This window comes from Kitasatospora sp. NPDC058115, assembly GCF_042884635.1.
Classification (GTDB): domain Bacteria; phylum Actinomycetota; class Actinomycetes; order Streptomycetales; family Streptomycetaceae; genus Kitasatospora.
Genome location: NZ_JBHVTL010000002.1, coordinates 341,434 through 361,763, shown reverse-complemented (window position 1 = coordinate 361,763; position 20,330 = coordinate 341,434). Strand labels below are relative to the sequence as shown.

18 protein-coding genes are annotated in these 20,330 nt (G+C 73.0%); 13 read left to right on the top strand and 5 right to left on the bottom strand.

Annotation, left to right across the window (positions count from 1 at the left end; genetic code table 11):
• Nucleotides 1-122 precede the first annotated feature (122 nt).
• Nucleotides 123-959 (top strand): hypothetical protein, encoded by an 837-nt coding sequence (locus tag ACFVVL_RS03545; RefSeq protein ID WP_387671074.1) that lies wholly within the window; start codon nt 123-125, stop codon nt 957-959.
• A 6-nt stretch (nt 960-965) separates the two neighbouring features.
• Here ACFVVL_RS03545 and ACFVVL_RS03540 read toward each other — a convergent pair whose 3' ends face one another.
• From ACFVVL_RS03540 to ACFVVL_RS03530, 3 genes are all read right to left on the bottom strand, one after another.
• Nucleotides 966-1,547 carry a hypothetical protein gene (locus ACFVVL_RS03540; protein WP_387671072.1) on the bottom strand — a complete coding sequence of 194 codons (582 nt, stop codon included), beginning with the start codon at nt 1,545-1,547 and terminating at the stop codon, nt 966-968.
• 59 nt (nt 1,548-1,606) lie between these two features.
• Nucleotides 1,607-1,774: a hypothetical protein gene (locus ACFVVL_RS03535; protein ID WP_380288752.1), complete on the bottom strand. Its 168-nt coding sequence runs from the start codon at nt 1,772-1,774 to the stop codon at nt 1,607-1,609.
• Nucleotides 1,775-1,969: 195 nt separating this feature from the next.
• The gene (locus ACFVVL_RS03530) at nt 1,970-2,473 is read right to left on the bottom strand and encodes a GNAT family N-acetyltransferase (protein WP_387671070.1); all 504 of its coding nucleotides are present in this window, start codon (nt 2,471-2,473) and stop codon (nt 1,970-1,972) included.
• 396 nt (nt 2,474-2,869) lie between these two features.
• On the opposite strand from ACFVVL_RS03530, the gene ACFVVL_RS03525 reads away from it, so the two are divergent.
• The 10 genes from ACFVVL_RS03525 (at nt 2,870) to ACFVVL_RS03480 (ending at nt 13,469) form a co-directional block, all read left to right on the top strand.
• Entirely contained in the window at nt 2,870-3,892 is a 1,023-nt protein-coding gene (locus ACFVVL_RS03525; RefSeq protein ID WP_387671068.1) for a LacI family DNA-binding transcriptional regulator, read from the top strand.
• A 5-nt stretch (nt 3,893-3,897) separates the two neighbouring features.
• Nucleotides 3,898-5,493 (top strand): FAD-dependent oxidoreductase, encoded by a 1,596-nt coding sequence (locus tag ACFVVL_RS03520; RefSeq protein WP_387671126.1) that lies wholly within the window; start codon nt 3,898-3,900, stop codon nt 5,491-5,493.
• Between the two features lie 27 nt (nt 5,494-5,520).
• Nucleotides 5,521-6,804: an ABC transporter substrate-binding protein gene (locus tag ACFVVL_RS03515; RefSeq protein ID WP_387671066.1), complete on the top strand. Its 1,284-nt coding sequence runs from the start codon at nt 5,521-5,523 to the stop codon at nt 6,802-6,804.
• 2 nt (nt 6,805-6,806) lie between these two features.
• Nucleotides 6,807-7,769 carry a carbohydrate ABC transporter permease gene (locus ACFVVL_RS03510; protein ID WP_380288744.1) on the top strand — a complete coding sequence of 321 codons (963 nt, stop codon included), beginning with the start codon at nt 6,807-6,809 and terminating at the stop codon, nt 7,767-7,769.
• Entirely contained in the window at nt 7,759-8,598 is an 840-nt protein-coding gene (locus ACFVVL_RS03505; protein WP_380288742.1) for a carbohydrate ABC transporter permease, read from the top strand. The genes ACFVVL_RS03510 and ACFVVL_RS03505 overlap by 11 nt, the downstream gene beginning before the upstream one ends.
• The gene (locus ACFVVL_RS03500) at nt 8,595-9,635 is read left to right on the top strand and encodes an ROK family protein (protein ID WP_387671063.1); all 1,041 of its coding nucleotides are present in this window, start codon (nt 8,595-8,597) and stop codon (nt 9,633-9,635) included. Before ACFVVL_RS03505 ends, ACFVVL_RS03500 begins: the two co-directional genes overlap by 4 nt.
• A 40-nt stretch (nt 9,636-9,675) precedes the next feature.
• On the top strand, nt 9,676-10,374 hold the full coding sequence (locus ACFVVL_RS03495; protein ID WP_380288738.1) for an N-acetylmannosamine-6-phosphate 2-epimerase: 699 nt from the start codon (nt 9,676-9,678) through the stop codon (nt 10,372-10,374).
• The gene (locus ACFVVL_RS03490; RefSeq protein WP_387671061.1) at nt 10,374-12,017 is read left to right on the top strand and encodes a DUF4127 family protein; all 1,644 of its coding nucleotides are present in this window, start codon (nt 10,374-10,376) and stop codon (nt 12,015-12,017) included. Before ACFVVL_RS03495 ends, ACFVVL_RS03490 begins: the two co-directional genes overlap by 1 nt.
• A gap of 9 nt (nt 12,018-12,026) precedes the next feature.
• On the top strand, nt 12,027-12,203 hold the full coding sequence (locus tag ACFVVL_RS03485; protein WP_387671059.1) for a hypothetical protein: 177 nt from the start codon (nt 12,027-12,029) through the stop codon (nt 12,201-12,203).
• 315 nt (nt 12,204-12,518) lie between these two features.
• A complete protein-coding gene (locus tag ACFVVL_RS03480; RefSeq protein ID WP_380288732.1) occupies nt 12,519-13,469 on the top strand; it encodes a ribosome-inactivating family protein in 951 nt (316 codons plus the stop codon).
• A 137-nt stretch (nt 13,470-13,606) separates the two neighbouring features.
• Here the strand turns inward: ACFVVL_RS03480 and ACFVVL_RS03475 are convergent, their stop codons facing one another.
• Nucleotides 13,607-16,387 (bottom strand): AAA family ATPase, encoded by a 2,781-nt coding sequence (locus ACFVVL_RS03475; RefSeq protein ID WP_387671056.1) that lies wholly within the window; start codon nt 16,385-16,387, stop codon nt 13,607-13,609.
• Nucleotides 16,388-16,869: 482 nt separating this feature from the next.
• Between ACFVVL_RS03475 and ACFVVL_RS03470 the strand changes: the two genes are divergently transcribed.
• Nucleotides 16,870-17,556: an alpha/beta fold hydrolase gene (locus ACFVVL_RS03470; protein WP_387671054.1), complete on the top strand. Its 687-nt coding sequence runs from the start codon at nt 16,870-16,872 to the stop codon at nt 17,554-17,556.
• Between the two features lie 163 nt (nt 17,557-17,719).
• Here ACFVVL_RS03470 and ACFVVL_RS03465 read toward each other — a convergent pair whose 3' ends face one another.
• A complete protein-coding gene (locus tag ACFVVL_RS03465) occupies nt 17,720-18,976 on the bottom strand; it encodes an FAD-dependent monooxygenase (protein WP_387671052.1) in 1,257 nt (418 codons plus the stop codon).
• A gap of 209 nt (nt 18,977-19,185) precedes the next feature.
• On the opposite strand from ACFVVL_RS03465, the gene ACFVVL_RS03460 reads away from it, so the two are divergent.
• Entirely contained in the window at nt 19,186-20,121 is a 936-nt protein-coding gene (locus tag ACFVVL_RS03460) for a LysR family transcriptional regulator (protein ID WP_380288724.1), read from the top strand.
• Nucleotides 20,122-20,330: the final 209 nt, after the last annotated feature.

Here is a 20,330-nt window from a genome sequence, read left to right as displayed (position 1 = left end):
CGCCCCGCGCCCGGGGCGCCTGCCGGCACCACCTCCACCACCGGCCACCACCCGAAGAGGACGGCACGTTGCGACGCCCCACCCGGCACCCCCGTCGGCCCGCCGGCATCGTCCAGGCATGCGTGGGCGCCGTCCTGCTCCTCGGCGCGACGGCCTGTGCGAGCACGGCCACCGGCCCGGCCGCGCCGACCGCCGCCCGCTCGGCCGTGCCCCGGCCGCCGATCCCCGTGACCTGGACGATGCCGACGGACGTCTCGGCCATGCTGCTGCCGTCGACCGGCGCGGAGACCCGCTGGTCCCAGGGCCTGGACACCTTCACCACCCTGGTGGCGAACGCCGCGACCCGCTCCTGCGCCCGCTCCCGGGGCCTCGCGGAACCCGTGACGACGCCCGGGATGTTCTTCCGCGTCATGGACATCCCCGACCTGCCCTTCATCCAGGCCCACGGCTTCGACGGCGGCCTGGCCCCCGGCGAGTCCGCCTCCGCCGCCGGCGCGGCCCCGGGCCGCTCCACCCCCGGACCCGAGCAGCAGCAGTGCTTCGAGGACGGCGCGAAGGCCATGCGGGAACTGAAGGACCTCTACGCCCCGCTGCAGGCCCAGTGGTTCACTGCGGCGGCCGCCCTGCGGCGCCACCAGGAGGTCGACGCGGCCTACCGGCAGCTCGACGGCTGCCTCGCCGGGCACGGCGTGCGGGCCAAGGGGGAGGAGGCGTTCTTCGCGGTCGTCGACCAGAGCATCCAGGCCGCCGACGCCCCCGCCGTCTCCCGCCTCGGCGAGGTGTACGCGACCTGCATGGCCCCGGTCGAAGCCGTCCGCGAGCCACTGCGCGCCAAGCTCCGCGACGACTTCCGCGCCGGGCACCGCTCCGAGATCGACACCCTGGGCGACAGCGTCCCCCGCAAGGTCCACGAACTGGAGGAGCGCTACAGCCTCCGGATCTCCTTCCCCTCGCCCTGAGCGGACTCACGCCAGGAAGTCCTCGATCAGCTCGGCCGGGTTGGCGGCCCTGGTGGCCTCCTCCTCCCAGCCCGGGCAGTCCATGTCGAACACGACCACGGGCAGCGGACGGCCGAAGATCCTCGTGACGGTGCCGCTCTCGTGGAGGTGACGGGCGAGGCCGACGACGGCGTCGTGGAAGTGGAGTTCGAGAAGGCCGGACTTCGCGCGAAGCCCGTCGTCCGCCGGCATCCGGCCGAGATCGAACTCGCCGTCGTACCAGATGCCGAGGTCCCTGGCCTCCGCCTCGTAGAGCGGGCCGCCGACCCGGTCCTCAGGAACGTTGCCGAGCCTGTCGAAGCCGTCGAGGATCCAGAAGGCGTAGTTCCAGCGCACCTCCCGGCGATCGGAGCCCAGGCGCATCTGCTCCTCGTACCGGCTCTCCGTGTTGTAGCCGATGTCCACGTACGGACGGCGGTTGTCGGCGTCGATGCGCCAGATGTTGAAGGCCAGGACGTAGATCTCGTGCTTCAGTTGCTCGGGGACGCGCTCCAGGATGCCGGTGGCGGCCTGCCGCAGGTGCGTCCGGAAACTCTGCCGTTCTGTCACGGTGACAGCGTCTCACCCACCCAGCCCCGGGGCCCCGCCGTGCACGCCGTTCTCCCGGCTCAGCGCCCCGGCGCCGCCGGGAGGACCGCGGCGTGAGGCGCGGCCCACAGCGGGACCACGTCGAGGGTGGGGTGGCTGCGGGGGGCGTCCCTGGTGACGGGGATGGAGGCGGTGGTGGTCCGCAGGCCGGTCCTGGCGCGGGGGGTCGTGGCGTTCACGGAGGTCATGGTCGTCAACCTACCGGCCGGGACTGACAGACCGTCCCCTCCCGCCCGGGCCGCCGGCGGGAACAGCACGGCCGGCGGCAGGACGGGCAGCGCCGAGGTGATGGCGCGCAGCCACGACCGCACCCGCGAGCCGGGGGCGCGGTCGCGACTCCCGTTCCATCGGCGGCCTTCGCGATCGGTGCGGGCAACGGCCGGCTACGCGTCGGGATGCTGCGGCAGGGCGAGCCAGTCCGACCACGAGATCTCGCGGCCGAGGAAGCGTGGCTGCTCGAACGGCCAGTCGGCGGCGATCCACTGCGGCACCAGCGCGTCGAGGGCCTGCTCGACCGCGCTGCCCACCAGCTCGTCGACCACCCACCAGGAGATCTCGCCGTCCGCGCCGGCCCGCTCCGGCGGGTCGATGTAGACGCAGCCGAGCAGAGCGGTCTCCGCCGCGTCGAACAGCGCGTAGTTGAAGGACTGGTGTGCGGCGATCTCCTTCTCGTGCCGCAACAGGTCGGCCCGGTCGGCCTCGTAGGTCATGGTGGCGGCCGGCCAGCCCCAGGCCGGGCCGAAGACGGTCCACAGCCGCTCGCGCGAACCCATCACCGCCGGATAGTCGAGCGGGGCGTCCGACTCCCGGATCGGCCGCAGGTGGTGGCCACCCCCCGGCAGCGGTACCAGGACGGGGTGGACGAAGTCATCGGGAAGCCAGCTCATGGCGCCCGACCGTAGCAGCGCGCGGCCGTCCGCTCCTCCGGATTTTCCCCGGGGGCCGACGGCGCCTCCGCCCCCGCGTCCCCACGCACACCGACCCGGCGGCCCCGGTGGGTGACAGGCGGTAGTCGGCGCAGGGACCCGGGAGGGGTTGCCGGAGCCCGGGTGCGGCCGCTGCTGGACAGCGGGTGAACGGACGCCGGCCACCCCGGGAACGCGGGGGTGGGGCAAATCGACCGTTGCTCCGACATGTCGGCCACCCGCCCCGATTGTTCAGGATCCCTGCAAAACCCCTCAAGACCGTTGACACCGCGTAACGGCCCGAGTAGCGTCACTGATCATCCCGCTGATAATACGTATTATCAGCGCCGGCCTTGCCGCCTCCGGAGGAGTTCCCCCGTGTCAAGGATCACGCAGCGTGACATCGCTCGCCTCGCCGGCGTCAGCCAGGCGGTGGTCTCGCTCGTGCTGAACAACAGGACCGACGCGACGACCCGCATCGCTCCCGAGACCAGACAGCGCGTCCTCGACGTGATCCGGGAGACCGGCTACGCGGCCGACCCCGTGGCCCGCCGCATGGTGCGTCAGCTCAACCAGATCATCGGCGTGTTCACCTACGAATCGGTGTTCCCGAGCACCAGCGCCGACTTCTACTACCCGTTCCTGCGCGGCATCGAGGAGTGCGCCGAGCAGCTCAGGTGCGACCTGCTGCTGTTCACCAGCGCTCCGGTCGTCGACGGGCGGCGCAAGGTGTTCCACGAGAACAACCGGCTGCGGATCGCCGACGGCTGCATCCTGCTCGGCCGTGACATCCCGCACGACGAGCTGGCCCGGCTGAATCGCGAGAACTACCCGTTCGTGGCAGTCGGCCGACGCGACGACGCGGGTGGCCCGGTGCCCTGCGTGGGGGCGGACTACGCCGCCGCCACGCAGAAGCTGGTCGAGCGGGCCCGGGAGCTCGGGCACCGCGAGTTCGCCTACGTCGGGGCGGGGGAGGGAGCGGAGTCCGCCGACGACCGGATGAAGGGGTTCCGCGCCGGCACCGGAGGGAGCGGCCGGCACGAGCGGACGGCCGGCCGGTCCGCGGGGGAGACCTTGGACGCGCTGCTCGCCGCCGGGGTCACCACCGCCGTGGTCGAGGGCTACGCCGACGGGGTCGCGCTGATCCGGGCCGCCCGGGAGCGGGGCGTCGACGTGCCCGGTGACCTGTCGGTCGTGGTGACCGGCGTCCCGGCCGATTCGGCGGACGCCGACATCACGAGCACCGGGTTCCGCATTCCGCGCCGGGAGATGGGCTGGCAGTCGGTGGAACTCCTCGCCGCCTTACTGGAGGACCGGTCGACCACCACGCTCCAGCGGCTTCTGCCGTGCCACTTCGTCGAGGGGCAGACCCTCGGCGAACCGAGAAAGGACCGTTCTTGACCGAGATACGCAGTGACGTGCTGGTGGTCGGCGGAGGGCTGGGCGGCGTCGCCGCGGCGCTCGCCGCCGCCCGCGCCGGCCGGACCGTGGTGCTGACCGAGGAGTTCGACTGGATCGGCGGGCAGCTCACCAGCCAGGCCGTGCCGCCGGACGAGCACTCCTGGGTGGAGCAGTTCGGCGTCACCGCCGGCTACCGCGCCCTGCGCGACGGCATCCGCGACTACTACCGCCGGCACTACCCGCTCACCGAACGGGCCAGGGCCCGCCTCGAACTGAACCCCGGCGGGGGCTGGGTGAGCAAGCTCTGCCACGAACCGCGGGTCGCGCTGGCGGTCATCGAGGCGATGCTCGCGCCCCACCGCGCCGCCGGGCGCCTCACCGTCCTCCAGCCGTACCGGCCGACCGCCGCCGACACCGACGGCGACCGGGTGACCGCGGTGACCCTGACCCACCGCGACACCGGCGAGAAGATCCACGCCACCGCCGCCTACGTGCTGGACGCCACCGAGACCGGCGACCTGCTGCCGCTCACCGGCACCGAGTACGTCACCGGCTTCGAGTCCGCCGCCGACACCGGCGAGCCGAGCGCCCCGCAGGTCGCCCAGCCGCTGAACATGCAGGCCGTGTCGGTGTGCTTCGCGATGGACCACGTCGACGGCGACCACACCATCGACAAGCCCGCGGACTACGACTTCTGGCGGTCCTACCAGCCCGAGGTGTGGGGCGGACCGCTGCTGTCCTGGCAGTACCCGCACCCCAGGACGCTGGAGCGCGTCGGGCACGACTTCAGCCCCAACCCCAGCGACGACCCGCTGACGGTCAACGCCGACCAGCGCGTCAACCCCGGCAACGCCAACCTGTGGACGTTCCGCCGGATCGCCGCCCGCGGCACCTTCACCGACGGCGCCTACGCCAGCGACATCACCCTGGTCAACTGGCCGATGATCGACTACCTCGAAGGCCCGGTCCTCGACGTCCCCGATGCCGCCGACCACCTGCGCCGGGCCAGGGAACTGAGCTTCGCCTTCCTGTACTGGATGCAGACCGAGGCGCCCCGCCCGGACGGCGGCACCGGATTCCCGGGGCTGCGGCTGCGCGGCGACGTCACCGGCGGCGCCGACGGCCTGGCCCAGGCCCCGTACATCCGCGAGGCGCGCCGGATCAAGGCCGACTACACCGTCGTCGAGCAGGACCTCTCGCTCGCCGTCCGCGGGGAGCGGGGCGCCGTGCGCTACCCGGACTCCGTCGGCCTGGGCATGTACCGGATCGACCTGCACCCCTCGACGGGCGGCGACACCTACATCGACGTCGGCTGCAGCCCGTTCGAGATCCCGCTGGGCGCGCTCCTCCCGCAGAGGGTCGAGAACCTCCTGCCCGCCGGCAAGAACATCGGCACCACCCACATCACCAACGGCGCCTACCGGGTCCACCCGGTCGAGTGGAACATCGGGGAGGCCGCCGGCGCGCTCGCCGCCTTCTGCCTCGACCGCGGGACCCGCCCCCGCTCGGTCCGGGAGAACCCCGACCTGCTCTCGGCCTTCCAGGACCAGCTCACCGCGGCCGGCGTCGAACTGCGCTGGCCCGACATCACGGGCTACTAGGCCCCACGCACCACCGAGGAGAACACCATGTCGATTCGAAGAGGGCTGGCCACGGTCGCCGCCGCGATGTCCGCAACGCTGGTCCTGGCCGCCTGCGGTGGAGAGGGCTCGGAGGGCGAGAAGGGCCCGGTGAGCCTGCGGATGACGGTCTGGACCTCCAACAAGCCGCACCTGACGCTCTTCAACGAGATCGCCGCCGAGTACATGGCGGCCCACCCCGAGGTCAAGGAGATCAAGTTCGACCCGCTGCCGTTCGACAGCTACAGCACGGCGCTCACCACCCAGATGACCGGCGGCAACGCCCCCGACCTCGCGTGGGTCTTCGAGACGGACGCGGCCGACTTCGTCAGCTCCGGGGCCCTGGTGCCGCTCGACGACACCCTGAAGCAGACCGGCGGCTACGAGTACGACGACCTGATCCCGAGCACCACCAAGCTCTGGAAGCGCGACGACAAGCTGTACGCGTACCCGTTCTCCACCTCGCCGTTCGGTGTCTTCGTCAACCACGACCTGCTGAAGGCCGCCGGCCAGCAGACCCCGGCCGAGCTCATCGGGGCGGGCACGTGGAACTGGGCGACCGTGCTCGCCGAGGGCGCCGAGGTGCACCGCGCCACCGGCAAGGCCGGCATGGTGATCCGTGACTTCGAGTACAAGGAGTGGGGCAACGCGGCCACCTTCTGGGGCGGCTGGAAGGCCGAGCCCTGGAGTGCCGACGGCAAGACCTGCACCTTCGACAGCCAGCCGATGGTCGACGCGATGACCGCCCTGCACAAGGGGATATTCGAGGACAAGGCGATGCCGGGCCCCGGCGAGTCCGCCGACTTCTTCACCGGCGACGCGGCGATGACCATCACCCAGATCAGCCGGGCCTCGCTGCTGGACGGCGCCAAGTTCGACTGGGACCTGGTGCCGCTGCCGGCCGGACCGGGCGGCGACTACTCGGTGATCGGCCAGGCCGGCATAGGCGTCGTCAAGCGGGGCGGCCACACCAAGGAGGCCAAGGACTTCCTCGCCTACTTCACCAACCCGCAGAACTCCGCCAAGCTCGCCGCCTACTTCCCGCCGCCCCGGGAGTCCCAGCTCACCGCGGAGAACCTGGCCAAGACCAACCCGCTGCTGAAGAACGAGCAGCTCGACAGCGTGGTCGTCAGCGGCGTCAAGAAGGGCGTGGTCAAGCCGGGCCACGCCGGCCAGGCCGAACTCGCCCAGCGGGTCCGCGCCGGACTCGACCCGCTGTGGACGCCGAACGCCGACGTCAAGGGCGTGCTCGGCGACCTGTGCAAGAACATCTCCCCGCTGCTGGGGAAGTGACCATGTCCGTCTCCCCGCGAACAGCGGTGGCAGACCCGCCCGAGAGCGGGTCCGCCACCGCGGGGCAGCCGCCGCGACGTCCGTTCTGGACCCGGCGCCGACGTGACCAGCTCGCCGGCCTCGCGTTCATCGCGCCCCAACTCCTCGGCAGCGCCGTCTTCGTGCTGCTGCCCATCGCCCTGGTCCTCCGGTACAGCCTGTACGAGTGGAACGTGCTGGCCGGCGACTTCCACTACACCGGCGGCGACAACTACACCCAGCTGCTGGACGACGCCAACCTGCCCCAGGTCCTGAAGTCCACGGCCCTGTTCTCGGTCGGCCTGGTGGTGCTCAACCTCTCCCTGGCCCTCCTGCTCGCCGTCCTGCTCAACCAGAAGCTGCGCGGAATGACGGTGTTCCGCACGCTCTTCTTCTCCCCCGTCGTGGTGTCGCTGGTCGCCTGGACCATCGTGTGGGGCTTCCTGCTCCAGAACAACGGCGGCATCAACGGCCTGCTGCGCACCGTCGGCATCGACGGACCCAACTGGCTGCGCGGCGAGGGCACCGCCATGCTCTCGGTCATCGTCGTCCAGGTGTTCAAGAACGTCGGTCTGAACATGGTGCTGTTCCTGGCCGCGCTCCAGGGCGTGCCCAAGGAGCTGTACGAGGCGGCCCGGGTCGACGGGGCCGGCGCGTGGACCCGGTTCCGGTCCATCACCCTGCCGCTGATCAGCCCGACGATCCTGCTGACGTCGGTGATCACCATCGTGGGTTCGCTCCAGGTGTTCGCGCAGATCGCGGTGCTCACCCAGGGCGGCCCGAAGCTGTCCACCACCGTGCTCGTCTACTACCTCTACCAGCAGGCCTTCCAGTTCCATCACTTCGGCTACGGCGCGACCCTGTCCATCCTGCTGCTGCTGATCGTGCTGGCGCTCACCGTGCTGCAGTGGCAGATGCGCAAGAGGTGGGTCTTCTATGAATCGTAAAATCCCGCCGCGCACCCGGGTCGCCCTGTACGGCCTGCTCTGCGTGCTCGCGATCCCCTTCGTCTTCCCGACCTGGTGGATGGTCACGTCGTCGTTCAAGCCCATCGGCGACATCTTCTCCTACCCGCCGAAGCTCTTCCCGGCCAACCCGACGTTCTCGGCCTACCGGGACGTCTTCGACGGCCGCCCGTTCGTCCAGCAGTACGTCAACAGCCTCTACATCGCCGCGCTGGTGACGGCGGGGACGATGATCGTGTCCTCGCTCGCCGGCTACGCCTTCGCCCGCATCAGGTTCCGCGGCCAGAACGCGCTGTTCCTGGTGGTGCTGGTGGGCCTGCTCATCCCGAGCGAGGTCACCATCGTCCCGCTCTTCCAGATGTTCAACGACCTCGGCCTGGTCAACACCCACTGGCCGCTGATCCTGGTGCCGATCTTCGGCGCGCCGAGCGTCATGGCCACGTTCATCATGCGGCAGTTCTTCATCAGCCTGCCCAACGAGCTGGAGGAGGCCGCCCGGATCGACGGCATCGGCTACTTCGGCACGTTCTGGCGGATCGCGCTGCCGCTGGCCAGGCCGGCGCTCGGCGCCGTCGGGATCTTCACCTTCCTGCAGAGCTGGAACCTCTACCTGGAGCCGGTGGTGTACCTCTCCTCGCCGGAGAAGTTCACCCTGCCGCAGGCGCTCACCCAGTACGTGGACTCCTACGGCGGGGCCATGTGGAACGTCCAGCTCGCCGCGGCGTCGCTGACCGCGGTCCCGGTGCTGATCGTGTTCGTCATCGCCCAGAAGCAGTTCATCGAGGGCCTCGCCCATACGGGGCTGAAGTGAACGCCACACTCGGCATCGACATCGGCGGCACCAAGACGCTGGCCGCCCTCGTCGGACCCGACGGCGCCGTGCTCGACCGGGCACGGGCCGACACCCCGGCCGCGCAGGGCCCGGACGCGGTGCTGCGGACCGCCGCCGACCTGGCCCGGCGCCTCGGCGGCGCCGGTCCGGTCGGCGTCGGCGCCGCGGGTCTCATCGACCCGGCGACCGGCGTCGTCCGGTACGCGACCGACTCCCTTCCCGGCTGGGCCGGGACACCGGTGGCCGACGCGCTGGCCCGGCGCATCGGCCGGCCCGTGGTGGTGGACAACGACGTCAACGCCGCCGCCCTCGGCGAGAGCTGGGCCGGGGCCGCCCGCGGTCGCGCACACGTGCTGCTGGTCGCGGTCGGCACCGGCCTCGGCGGCGGACTGGTCCGCGGCGGCGCCGTCGACCACGGGGCGCGCGGCGGCGCCGGGGAGACGGCTCATCTGCCGGCTCCGGACGCCGACGAGCTGCCCTGCGGCTGCGGGCGCACCGGGCACCTGGAGGGCGTGGCCTCCGGCACCGGGCTCGCCCGCGCCTACCGGCTGCGCACCGGGGTGGACGTCACCGGCCGCGAGGTCGCCGCCCGCTGCGCCGCCGGCGACCCGGCCGCCGTGGAGGTCCTCGCCACCGCCGGCCACGCGCTCGGCCGGGCCCTCGCGGGTCTGGTGGCGCTGCTCGATCCGCAGACGGTGGTGGTGGCCGGTGGGGCCGGCCGAGCGCTGCTGCCGTACGCCCGGAGCGCGTACGACGCCGAGCGGCTGCCGGTCCACGCCGACGTGTCGCTGGTCCCGGCGGCGCTCGGTGACGCGGCGGTCGCCGTCGGCGCGGCCCGGGCGGCGATGGTCCGGCGAGCCGTGTGCCCGCCGTCCGGTCCGGGGCCCGCCGGTCCGGGGCCTGCCGGTCCGGGGCCTGCCGGCCCGGGATCCACCGGTCCGGGGCGGGTCGACCCCGGCTCTGTCAGTCACGGCTCTGCCGGTCCCGGTCCTGCCGAACGCGGCCCCCGGCCGTAGTCGGTCACCTTCCCGCACGCACCACCGAAACGGAGCCCCAGTGAACGTTCTCGACACCCTCCGCGGCGGACTGGTGGTCTCCTGCCAGCCGCTGCCGGACGAACCCGCCGACCCGATGCGCGACGCATCCGTCCAGGCGAAGGTCGCCGCCGCCGCGGTCCTCGGCGGCGCGGCCGGCATCCGCGCCAACAGTCCCGAGGACATCGCCGCCGTGCGGGCGGCGGTGGACGTGCCGGTCATCGGCCTGTGGAAGGACGGCCCCGGGCCGGTCGTGATCACGCCGACCGGCAGGCACGTCCGAGCCGTCGCGCAGGCCGGGGCGCACCTGGTCGCCGTCGACGCCACCGACCGTTCGCGCCCCGAGCCGTTCGCGGCCGTCGTCGCCGCCGCGCACGCCGCCGGCGTCCTCGTCCTGGCGGACGTGTCCACCGAGGCGGAGGGACGGGCCGCGGCCGACGCGGGCGCCGACGCCGTCGCCACCACGCTCTCCGGCTACACCGCGCACACCCCGAAGACCCCGGGGCCCGACCTCGGCCTGCTGGAACGCCTCGCCGGGCGGCTGTCCGTTCCGGTGATCGCCGAGGGCCGCTACCGCACGGCGGACGACCTGCGACGCGCCTACGCCGCCGGGGCGCACGCCGTGGTGGTGGGAAACGCCATCACCTCACCCCTCTACCTGACCAGGGAGCTGGCCCGTTCGGCTCCCGCTCACGCCGACGCGAACGGAGTGCACCCCTGATGAGAAGACGTACGGTCCTTACCGCCGGAGCCGCCGTCCTGGCCGCCCCGCTGCTGGGCCTCACCCCGCAGACGGCCACCGCGGCCCCACGTCCGAGCCGCCGGATCGCCCTCGTCCCGCTCGACGACCGGCCCGTCAACGTCTACTGCCCCACCATGACCGCCGCCGTCGCCGGCGTCGACCTCGTACTGCCGCCGCGCGAGACCCTCGGCCGCTTCTTCCGGCCCGGGGACGGCGCGGCCGTCGCCCGCTGGCTGGGCTCGGCCGGCGCGGACGAGTACGTGATCTCGGTCAGCATGCTCGCCTACGGCGGCCTGATCGCCTCCCGCACGGGTGCGCCCACCCTCGAATCGGCGCGGGCCAACATCGCGGCGATCCGGGCCCTGCGGGCGGCCCGGCCGAGCGCGCAGATCGTGGTCCACGACACCATCCAGCGCCTCGCGCTGACCCCCGGCAACCCCGACCTCGAACAGTACGTGGCCGCGCTGGTCGAGTGGGCCAAGCTGTACGACCAGGTGGAGAACCTCGGCCGGGAGGACCTGCGGCCCCGGCTCACGGCCGTGCGGGCCACCATCCCGGACGCGGTGGTCGACGACTACCTGAAGGCGCGGGCCCGCAACCACGAGGTCAACCGGCAGATGGTCGAGTGGGTCGCCGACGGCACCATCAGCCATCTGGTGCTCTCCGAGGACGACACCGCCCCGGTGGGCCTGGCCCGGGCCGAACGCGTCGAGCTCGAAAAGCTGGTCGAGCGGCTGGGGGTCGGCTCGCGGGTCGAGGTCTTCCCCGGCGCGGACGAGGTCGACGCGCTGCTGGTCGCCCGGCTGATCGCCGCGGGCACCTCGCCCACCTACCGGGTGGAGTACGCCGGGATCTCCGGCGAGCAGTGGACGGCGGAACTCGAAGGCATCCCGTTCGCGGAGAACATCCGCCGGCACGTGAAGTCCGTCGGCGGCACCGTCGTCGACGGCCGCGCCGACCTGGTGCTCATGGTCAACACCCCTTCGGCGACAGGGGACCGGCGCGCCGCCGACCTCGCCGCGTTCGCCCGCCGGGTCGCCGGGCTGACGGCGGCCGGGGAGTCGGTCGTCGTGGTGGACCCGGTCTTCGTCAACCGCGCCGACCACGACCTGGTGGCCGAACTGGAGCAGCGCGTCGACCTCGCCGCGCTGCTGTCGTACTCCGGCTGGAACACCGGCGGCAACGCCCTCGGTCTGGCCCTGGCCCACGGCACCGCCCGCTGGGCCTTCCTGAAGCGCTCGACCAGCGGAATGGGGGTGCCGGCGCTGACCGGGCCGGGCCGGGCGCACGCGGAGTACCTGCTCTACCGGTTCGTCAAGGACGACCACTGGAAGAACGTCATCCAGAAGGCCGCCTACGCGGAGGCCAGGTCCAGGGGCTGGAACCCGTTGAACCTGACGGCCGAGCAGAAGGCCGTCTTCGACGGCTGGGTCCGGGACCGCCTGGCCCCGGTGACCCGGCAGTACTTCACCGACCACTTCGCCGGCCACCGCCTCCTCCTCGGCCGCCGCGGCGCGACCAGCCGCACCGCCGAGCTCGCCGCCGTCGGTGACATCCACATCGAACTGCCGTGGGACCGCCTCTTCGAGGTGACGCTCGAACCCCACCTCACCCTGGCCTGAGGGGCCGTCGTGATCGGGCTGGTCCCCGGGCGCGCGGTCGGCGCTGCGGCGGCCGGCCTCAAGTGCCGGCCGGGCTCCGACGCGGTCGACGGGGTCGGCGTGCACGCGGTCGGCGGGGCGGTCGGTTCGACGCCGATCGGCTTCCTCGCCACCGGGCACGTCGGCTCCCGGCGCCGCCCTGCGTGATGCACAAGACCGGACCGGGGTTCCGGGGCCGGCCGAACTACGTCACATGACGGAAGCGGCCGCCCATGGAGCGTTCCTATGGTGGGGCCGGCACACCGTTGCCGGCACACCGTCATGTCCTCGGCGTGGACGGGAGAACCTGACACCGGCGGCCGCATCGGACCGGGAACCGGAGCCGTCCACGACGCCTCCGTGAACGAGGACGATGCCTCCGCGGTGCTCCCGCCCGCTCCTCGGACCACGCGATGCCCGGGGGACGGGGACCGGCCGACGCCCGGTCCCCTTCCCCCGGCCCGCCCTCGAAAGGGAACCGAGATGCGCACGGAAGTCTCCGAACCGCCCGCCACCCGCCCGCTGCACCGTCGCGTCCTCGTGCTCGCGGCGCTTCTCGTCGCACTCGCGACCTCCCTCCTGGCGCCGGGTCCGGCCCGGGCCGACGTCAACGACCACGACATCGGTCACGTCTGGCTGAACCTGGGCTCGCCGGGCTCCTCCGCCCAGAACAACTACGCGGCCTTCGTCAACAGCCTGCGGCAGGCCGCCGGGCACGAGTACCGCAACGGCGTCTGGCAGACCCAGTCGCAGCCGACCAGCCGGCTGATCCGCATCGACCTCACCTCGCCGGACGGCCGCACGGTGTGGCTCTGGGTCACGCCGCACGACCTGTACCTGCGGGGCTTCACCAGCCAGGCCAACGGGACGACCTACTTCTTCAACGACTTCACGGACTTCCCCAACCTCTTCCAGGCCCTGAGCGGCCACCCGTTGCTGCCCCCGAACCACAGCCTCAGCCAGCTGTCCTTCGGCTCCAACTACAACGCCATGCGGCAGGCCGCGGGCCGCGGGCGTGAGTCGATGCCGATCGGGTGGAACGACCTCACGGCCTCGATCGACAACCTCGCGAGCACGGGCTACCCGTACGGCGCCGCGCAGCAGAACGTCGCCAGGTCGCTGATGTTCATGATCCAGTTCACCTCCGAGGCCGCGCGGTTCTGGGACGTCTACGGCGTCACCCGGGACATCCAGGGCGGCAACCGGCCGGTGTACCAGGGGCTCCCCGAGCGGCAGCAGTACCTGGAGAACGCCTGGGACCAGATCTCCCGGTACGCCTACGACGTCAGCAACAACCCCAACACCCCGTCGGTCAACGTCACCGGGGTCGGCACGTTCTACTCCTTCGGCGACGTGCAGCGCTGGATGGCGATGCTGATCGGTGTCACCAGCCAGGTCAGCTCCACCGGCGACTGGAACCACGCCGAGCTCTGACCCGGCGGCCCGGACCCGGACCCGGACCCGGACCCGGAGCGGCCGAGGCCGACCACCGACGGCGGCCGGGCGTCCCGGCCTGCGCCTGTGCTCCTGCGTCGAAGGGGGTCTGGCCGGGCGGATCCGTCCGTCGGCGGTCAGCGCGGCGGACGTTCCACTCCCTCCAGCGCGTCGCGGAGGGAGGCCCGGCTGGTGATACCGAGCTTGGGGAAGGCCTGGTAGAGATGGGTGGAAACGGTGCGGGGGGAGAGGTAGAGCCTGGCGCCGATCTGTTTGTTGGACAGTCCCAGGGCGGCGAGGCTGGCGATCTCCCACTGCTGCGGCGTCAGCGGCCCCCGGTCGCCGACGCCGCGGGCCGGGGCGCCGCAGGCGCGCAGTTCCGCGCCGGCGCGCTCCGCCCAGGGGACGGCCCCGAGCCAGCCGAAGGCCTCGCCCGCGGCAGCCAGGTGGTGCCGGGCCTGCGCGGGGGCCTTGGCCCGGCGCAGGCGTTCGCCGTAGTAGAGGCGGATCCGGGCCCGCTCGAACGGCCAGCGTTCGGATCCCGCGACCGCCAGCGCCTCCCGGTACCGCGCCTCGGCCTCGTCGTCGTCCGGGGCCGCGAGACCGGCTGCGGCGAGCACGACCATCCTCAGCCGCGGCGAGACCGTGTCCAGGCCCGCGGCCCGTGCGGCGGCCACGTGGTTCAGCGCCCGGTCGCGTCGTCCGGTGCGCACCGCGGCCTCGGCGGCGTCGAGGAAGACCCACAGGGCCTGTCCGACGAAGGGCGCCAGTGTTCCCGGTGCGGAGATGACGCTCAGGTGCCGGTTCGCCTGCTCGAACTCGCCCTGCGCCAGGGCGATCGTCGCCCGGACCTGCGCGGCGTACCGGCGTACGGCCCCGGCCCGCCGGGAGCCGGCCCACTGGTCCATCCGGTCGGCGCAGGCCCGGGCGGCGTCGAAGTCGCCGCAGGCCGCGGACACGCAGCCGAGGGTGAACGTCGCCGTCCACGATCGCAGCGGACAGTCGAACTCCTCGCAGAGGTCCAGCGCCTCACGGCAGAGGCGCCGCGCCTCCGGCCACCGTCCGGAGAACCAGGCGTGATTGCTCAGCAGGGACAGGGCCTGGATCGCCGGGAGGATGTTCTCGCCCCGGCCGCCCCCGGCCGCCGTGCGCCGCAGCGACTCCTCGACCAGTCCCAGGCGGTCGCCGTAGGCGCAGGCGGTGCCCACTCTCAGGATCCGGACCGGGTCCCGCTCGGTGGTCAGTGCCGCGGCCGCGGCGTCGAGCCGCGCCCAGTCCGACGGCCGGGCCCGGGCCGGGTCCCCGAAGACGGTCCGCATGAGGTGGAGGGTGTCCGGCAGGGGGTCGAGCCCGGTCACCAGAACGTCGAAGTCCGCCCACAGCTCGGAACGCCCGCCGTACACGCAGACCATGAGCAGCGCTGCCAGTGCCTCCGGCAGGGCCGCGTCCGGGATCCGGGCCGACCGCCGCTGCTCGATGGCCCCGTAGAGCAGCCGGAAGGCCGTGTCGACATCACCGTAGCTGTTGAGCAGGAACACCGAGGCCGCCATCGCCTGGGGGAGCGAGTCGGCACCGGGGTCCGCCTCACGGGCGTCCTCCAGCAGACGGGGGACCTCGCGCAGGCCCCCCGTCAGGCTGGCGCCGACGTACGCCGCGCCGGCCAGCAGACGGGCGCGCTCCGCACCGGTCGGGCTCAGCCCGGCGGCGCGGACCAGGGCCTCCACCGCGTTCGGCCCGTCGCCGCGGCGGGCGCTGACCTCGGCGACCTCCTCCAGGAGGGCCGCGATCTCCGCATCGGGGCCGATCGAGGCCTGCGCCAGGTGCCAGACCCGCTGTTCGGGCACACCGGTCCACGCCTCGGCCAGCGCGCGGTGCACGCCGCGCCGCTGGTCACTGGAGGCCAGGTCGACCACGGCCGAGCGGATCAGCGAGTGTCGGAAGCCCAACCGGCCGGTGGCGTCGTCGATGTGGACCAGCCGCACGCGCTCGGCCGGCGCCAGGTGCTTCAGACCGCACCGGCCCGCCACGGCGCGTCGCACCACCTGGAGGTTGCCGCTGCCCTCCAGCGCCGCGACGAGCAACAGGTGCCGGGTCGGGGCCGGCAGGGTCCTGACCCGGGCGGCGAAGGCCGCCTGCAGCCTCTGGGTCAGCGGGATGCTCCGCGGGAGCGGCGCGGCCGCGGTGCGTTGAGGGTCGGTCAGGGCCGCGGGGAGTTCCAGCAGGGCCAGGGGATTGCCCTCGGCATCGGCGATCAGCCGGCGGCGGACCCGTGGGGCCAGTGCCGGGAACCGGCGGGTCAGGAGCGCCTCGGAGTCGGCCGGGCTCAGCGGGCCCAGTTCGTGGACCGGTAGTCCACCGTGGTCGAAGAAGCCCTCCTCCCCGGCTCTGGCGGCGCACACCAACCCCGCGCCGCTCCCCGGGAGTCGTCGTGCGACCCGTTCCAGGACCGCGGCGCTGGAACAGTCCAGCCACTGCACGTCGTCGAGGACGAGCAGGACGGGCCGGTGGTCGGACATGACCTTGAGGAGCAGGACCACGGCCTCGGCGACCGCGTCGGGGCCGGGGGCGGCCCCCGGCTCGACGCCCAGCGCCGCGGCCAGGGCAGGAGCCCCGGTCGCGGCGCGGCTCAGCTCGCGCGTGGCCGTCAGCAGCTGTGACAGGGCCGAGTAGCTCGTTCGGGCACGGTACTGGACACCGGTGGCGCGCAGGACCTGGAGCTTCCGGGCGGTCGCCCTGGCGGCGACGGCCTCCAGCAGTGCCGTCTTGCCCACCCCTGGCTCGCCCAGCAGCACCACGGACCCGCCCGATTCCGGGACGGCGGCGATGAACTCGTCGAACCGGGCCAGGTCCGGTGACCGGCCGACCAGCGATCCGTGCGGGTCGTCCGGTGTCCTGTCCGGGGCCGATTCGTCGAGCATGCTGCCGTGCCTCCACTCGGGCGGTCTGGATGCCTCCATTGAAGTCGCGGCGAGTGCCCACGGGCCAGGCAGAAGCTCGTGCGGACGTGCGGTGTCGGTCCGCCGGTCCGCCTCGGCCGCTCCGCCGGCGCCCCTGCCGTCGTCTGCGGGGCCGGACATCCGGCCCTGTGGGCGACACGATGTCGCCGACCTCATCCGCGTCGCCGCCAGGGCGGTCGCCTGACGCGGCCACGGACCGGGGCCGTTCCCTCAGCGGCGGCCCCGAACCCTCCGGGGGCGGACGAGGTCGAGCAGTCCCGCTGCCCGCGCCCGGGCAGCGGCGGGGAACAGCGCGCCCGCCCCCGGGACGGCCGAGTCGGCAGGCGCGGATCGCTGCGAGGAGTCATAGTGTCGGTACTCGGTGAAGTTCTCGCCGTCATGGGCCCGCCGGCGCAGGTCCGGGCCGAGCAGGCCTCCCCTGATGCCCACGAAAGAGGAAGATCATGGCCGGCAGGGCCAGCATCGTTTTCGCCCACGGACTCTGGGCCGACGGGTCGTGCTTCAACAAGCTCATCCCCGCGCTCCAGGCAGAGGGCCACCAGGTGTCCGCTTCGCAGCACGGCCTCGACTCCCTCGCGGGTGACGTCGCGTGCGTCACCCGCTCCATCGATCACGTCCCCGGTCCGGTCGTGCTGGTCGGCCACTCCTACGGCGGCACGCTGATCACCAAGGCCGGCACCCACGACCGGGTGGGCGCCCTGGTCTACATCGCCGCGCTCGCCCCCAGCGAGGAGGAGACCTCGCAGGACCAGCAGGACACGTTCGCCCGCACGCCCGTCTTCGAGCACGTCGACGTCGCCGACGGCCGCATCTGGCTCCTGGAGCCGGGCCTCGGCGACTTCTGCGGCGATCTGCCCGAAGCCGAGCAGAAGCTCGTCCTCGCGACGGGTGCCGTGCCGGTCCCCGACCTGTTCGACCAGCAGGTCCCCGGCACCGCCTGGCGCACGAAGCCGAGCTGGTACATCGTCGCGAACAACGACCGCACGGTGAACCCGGACCTGGAGCGGGCCGCCGCCGAGCGCATGGGCGCCAAGACCTACGCCGTCGACAGCAGCCACGTACCGATGCTCTCGCACCCCGATCTCGTCCTCGACGTCATCCGCGACGCCGCGAAGACCCTTGAGGCGTAGAGCCGTCGCCGAAGCGGTGTGAGGTCCCCGCGCGACGCTCCGCCGCACCTCCACCGGCCTCGGCGGCCGCACCGGGCCCCGGCCGCCGTGCAGGGCACCCGGGCGGACGTCCGCCCGGCGAACCCGCGCGCTGCGCAGGGACGCCCCGCCGTGAGTGCCGCACTCACCCAAGGTGCCGTTCCCGGGCGGCGACGGCGGGGACCGTCCAGGACGGGCGGGTGTTGACCTGGGTCACGGTGGCTCCGGCCAACCGCTTGTAGCGGGTCGCGATCTTCTCGGCCTCCCCGACGGGCAGCGCCCCGTCGTGCTCCTCGGCCAGCGCGATGGACTTCTCCGGTCCCAGGTCCCGGTTGGCCAGCACGATCGCGTTGACGGTCGGCCGGCGCATCCGGTCGTAGCGGCGGAGCGCGGCCTCGGCGTCGTCGTCCCGGGCGAGGCACCAGGCCAGCACCCGGCTGTCGACGACGGACTGCGAGCCGCCGTTCATGCCCATCGGGAACATCGGGTGTGCGGCGTCGCCGAGGAGGGTGACCCGTCCGACGCTCCAGCGCGGCAGGGGGTTGCGGTCGGTCATCGGGTACTCGTAGACCGCCGAGGAGTCCTCGGCGAGCGCGCCGAGGTCGATCCACGGCAGGTTCCACGAAGCCAGCCCGGCGCGGGCCTCGTCCACGCCGATGCGACGGCCGGGGCCGCCCGGAGGCGGGGCTCCGTGCCGGACCTCCAGCACCCAGTTCAGCAGGGCGTCGGTGCCCGCGGTCGCGGGGTCCTCGATGGGGTAGGCGACGAACTTCGCGCCGGGGGTCCCTCCGGCCACCACGATCGACCGGCCGTCGAGGACGTGCGGGTGTCGTGCGACCCCGCGCCACATGTGGACGCTGTTCCCGGGCGGGAGGCACTCGTCGGGGTACAGCCGGCTGCGGACCACGGAGTCGATGCCGTCCGCGCCGACCAGCACGTCGGCGTCGTCGAGCACGGGCAGACCGCTCGACCGGTCCAGGAAGTGGGAGCGTACGCCGTCCGCGCTCTGTTCGAAGCGTTGGAACAGCAGGCCGGTACGGACGCAGGCCGGTCCCAGCCGCTCGCGCACCGCTGCCAGCAGCAGCATCTGGAGGCGGCCGCGGTGCACGGAGTACTGCGGCCAGCGGTACCCGGCCGCGCGGCCGAGCGGCTCCTCCCAGACGGTCCCGCCCGCCCGGTCGCGGTAGCTCAACAGGTGCGGGGCCAGGGCGACGGAGGCCAGCCCGCCGCCCAGACCGAGTTCGGAGAGCTCCCGGACGGCGTGCGGCAGCAGGTTGATCCCGACACCGATCGCCTCGATCGACCGTGCTGCCTCGTACACCCGCGGCGCGAAGCCCGCGGCGTGCAGGCTCAGGGCGCAGGTGAGCCCGGCGATGCCGCCGCCGACGACGGTCACTCTCATCTGCCTGTCCTCGCCTTTTCGCCGGGGCCGCGGGTCGGCCGGCACACTGCCACCAGCCTCGGGGCCCCGGTCGACGGTTGTCCAATACATGGTGGTGATGACAGCCGTCACGATCACTGATCGCACGAAAGACCGCCGAGCCGGTGCGCGATCGGTCGCGACCCGTCGCAACCGGGTTTCCCGGCGGAGAAGTTGATAATTTGTCAGCCATGGAGCTCCGTACGCTGGAGTACTTCGTCGCGGTGGCGGAGGAGCGGTCGTTCACGAAGGCGGCGGCCCGCTGTCACGTCGTGCAGCCCGCGATCAGCCAGCAGATCCAGGCCCTGGAGAGGGAACTGGGGGAGCCCCTGTTCGAGCGGCTGCCCCGGCAGGTGGTCCTCACCTCCGGTGGCGCCGCCCTGCTCCCGCATGCCCGTGCCTGTCTGGCGGCGGCCGCGTCGGCCGCCCTGGAGTTCGCGGACCGGTCCGGTCTGCTCGGCGGCTCGTTGGCACTGGGGACCGTCGGCGGCCTGGACGGAACCGTCGTTCCCCGGCTGCTGGGGGAGTACCACCGCCGGTATCCGCGGGTCTCGGTGAGCCTCGCCGGGGCGTCGAGCCCCTCGCTGCTGGCGAAGGTCCGCGACGGGGAGGTCGACGCGGCCGTGGTCGCGGGACCACCGGAGGGCGAACCCGCCGCCGTCGCCTCGCGGGTGCTCCTGGAGGACCGGATCGTCGCGGTCCTCCCCGCCGGAAGCCGGCCCGCGAACCGTCCGATGACCCTCGACGAGGCGGTCCGGAGCCCGGTCATCAGCTACGGTCCCGACAGCGGAGTGCATGCGTTCGTCCACCAGGCCTTCGCGGCGGAGGGACTGCGGCTGGACATCGCCTATGCGACGAACGACGTCGCCCTCCAACTGGCCCTGGTCGCCGAGCGGATCGGTATCGCCCTGACCTCCCGCGCGAGTCCGGTCCTCGCGGCCGACCGGCGATTCGTCGTCGTGCCGATGGAGCCCGCCATCCGCCTGCGGAAGGTGTTCGTCTGGCGGGCGGGCACCCGGCCGGGTGCGCCGTTGCGGGCCTTCCTCGATCTGTGGACGGAGCTGTCCGCCCGCCCGCCGCGCGACGGCGGTTCGGCGGTTCACGCGGAGCGGACCGTCCCCCGGTAGCGGCGGGGGGAGAGGCCCGTGGTGCGTGTGAACGCATTGCCGAACGCGCTCTCGGGGCCGTCGAGGCCGGAACCCGCTCCGATCTGCGCGGGCGCGGCCTGTACCGGGCCGTGTTCACCCACGCGCTCGCCCGGGCGAAGGAGCGCGGCTACCGGGGGGCCGTCATGGACGTCGACTCCACCATCGCCATGGCGACCGGGGGCCTTGAC

Bases quoted from the DNA above. Each gene is read 5' to 3' on its own strand.
- ACFVVL_RS03535 (WP_380288752.1), bottom strand. From the start codon at position 1,774: ATGACCTCCGTGAACGCCACGACCCCCCGCGCCAGGACCGGCCTGCGG.
- ACFVVL_RS03530 (WP_387671070.1), bottom strand. From the start codon at position 2,473: ATGAGCTGGCTTCCCGATGACTTCGTCCACCCCGTCCTGGTACCGCTG.
- ACFVVL_RS03515 (WP_387671066.1), top strand. From the start codon at position 5,521: ATGTCGATTCGAAGAGGGCTGGCCACGGTCGCCGCCGCGATGTCCGCA.
- ACFVVL_RS03510 (WP_380288744.1), top strand. From the start codon at position 6,807: ATGTCCGTCTCCCCGCGAACAGCGGTGGCAGACCCGCCCGAGAGCGGG.
- ACFVVL_RS03505 (WP_380288742.1), top strand. From the start codon at position 7,759: ATGAATCGTAAAATCCCGCCGCGCACCCGGGTCGCCCTGTACGGCCTG.
- ACFVVL_RS03490 (WP_387671061.1), top strand. From the start codon at position 10,374: ATGAGAAGACGTACGGTCCTTACCGCCGGAGCCGCCGTCCTGGCCGCC.
- ACFVVL_RS03480 (WP_380288732.1), top strand. From the start codon at position 12,519: ATGCGCACGGAAGTCTCCGAACCGCCCGCCACCCGCCCGCTGCACCGT.
- ACFVVL_RS03475 (WP_387671056.1), bottom strand. From the start codon at position 16,387: ATGCTCGACGAATCGGCCCCGGACAGGACACCGGACGACCCGCACGGA.
- ACFVVL_RS03470 (WP_387671054.1), top strand. From the start codon at position 16,870: ATGGCCGGCAGGGCCAGCATCGTTTTCGCCCACGGACTCTGGGCCGAC.
- ACFVVL_RS03465 (WP_387671052.1), bottom strand. From the start codon at position 18,976: ATGAGAGTGACCGTCGTCGGCGGCGGCATCGCCGGGCTCACCTGCGCC.
- ACFVVL_RS03460 (WP_380288724.1), top strand. From the start codon at position 19,186: ATGGAGCTCCGTACGCTGGAGTACTTCGTCGCGGTGGCGGAGGAGCGG.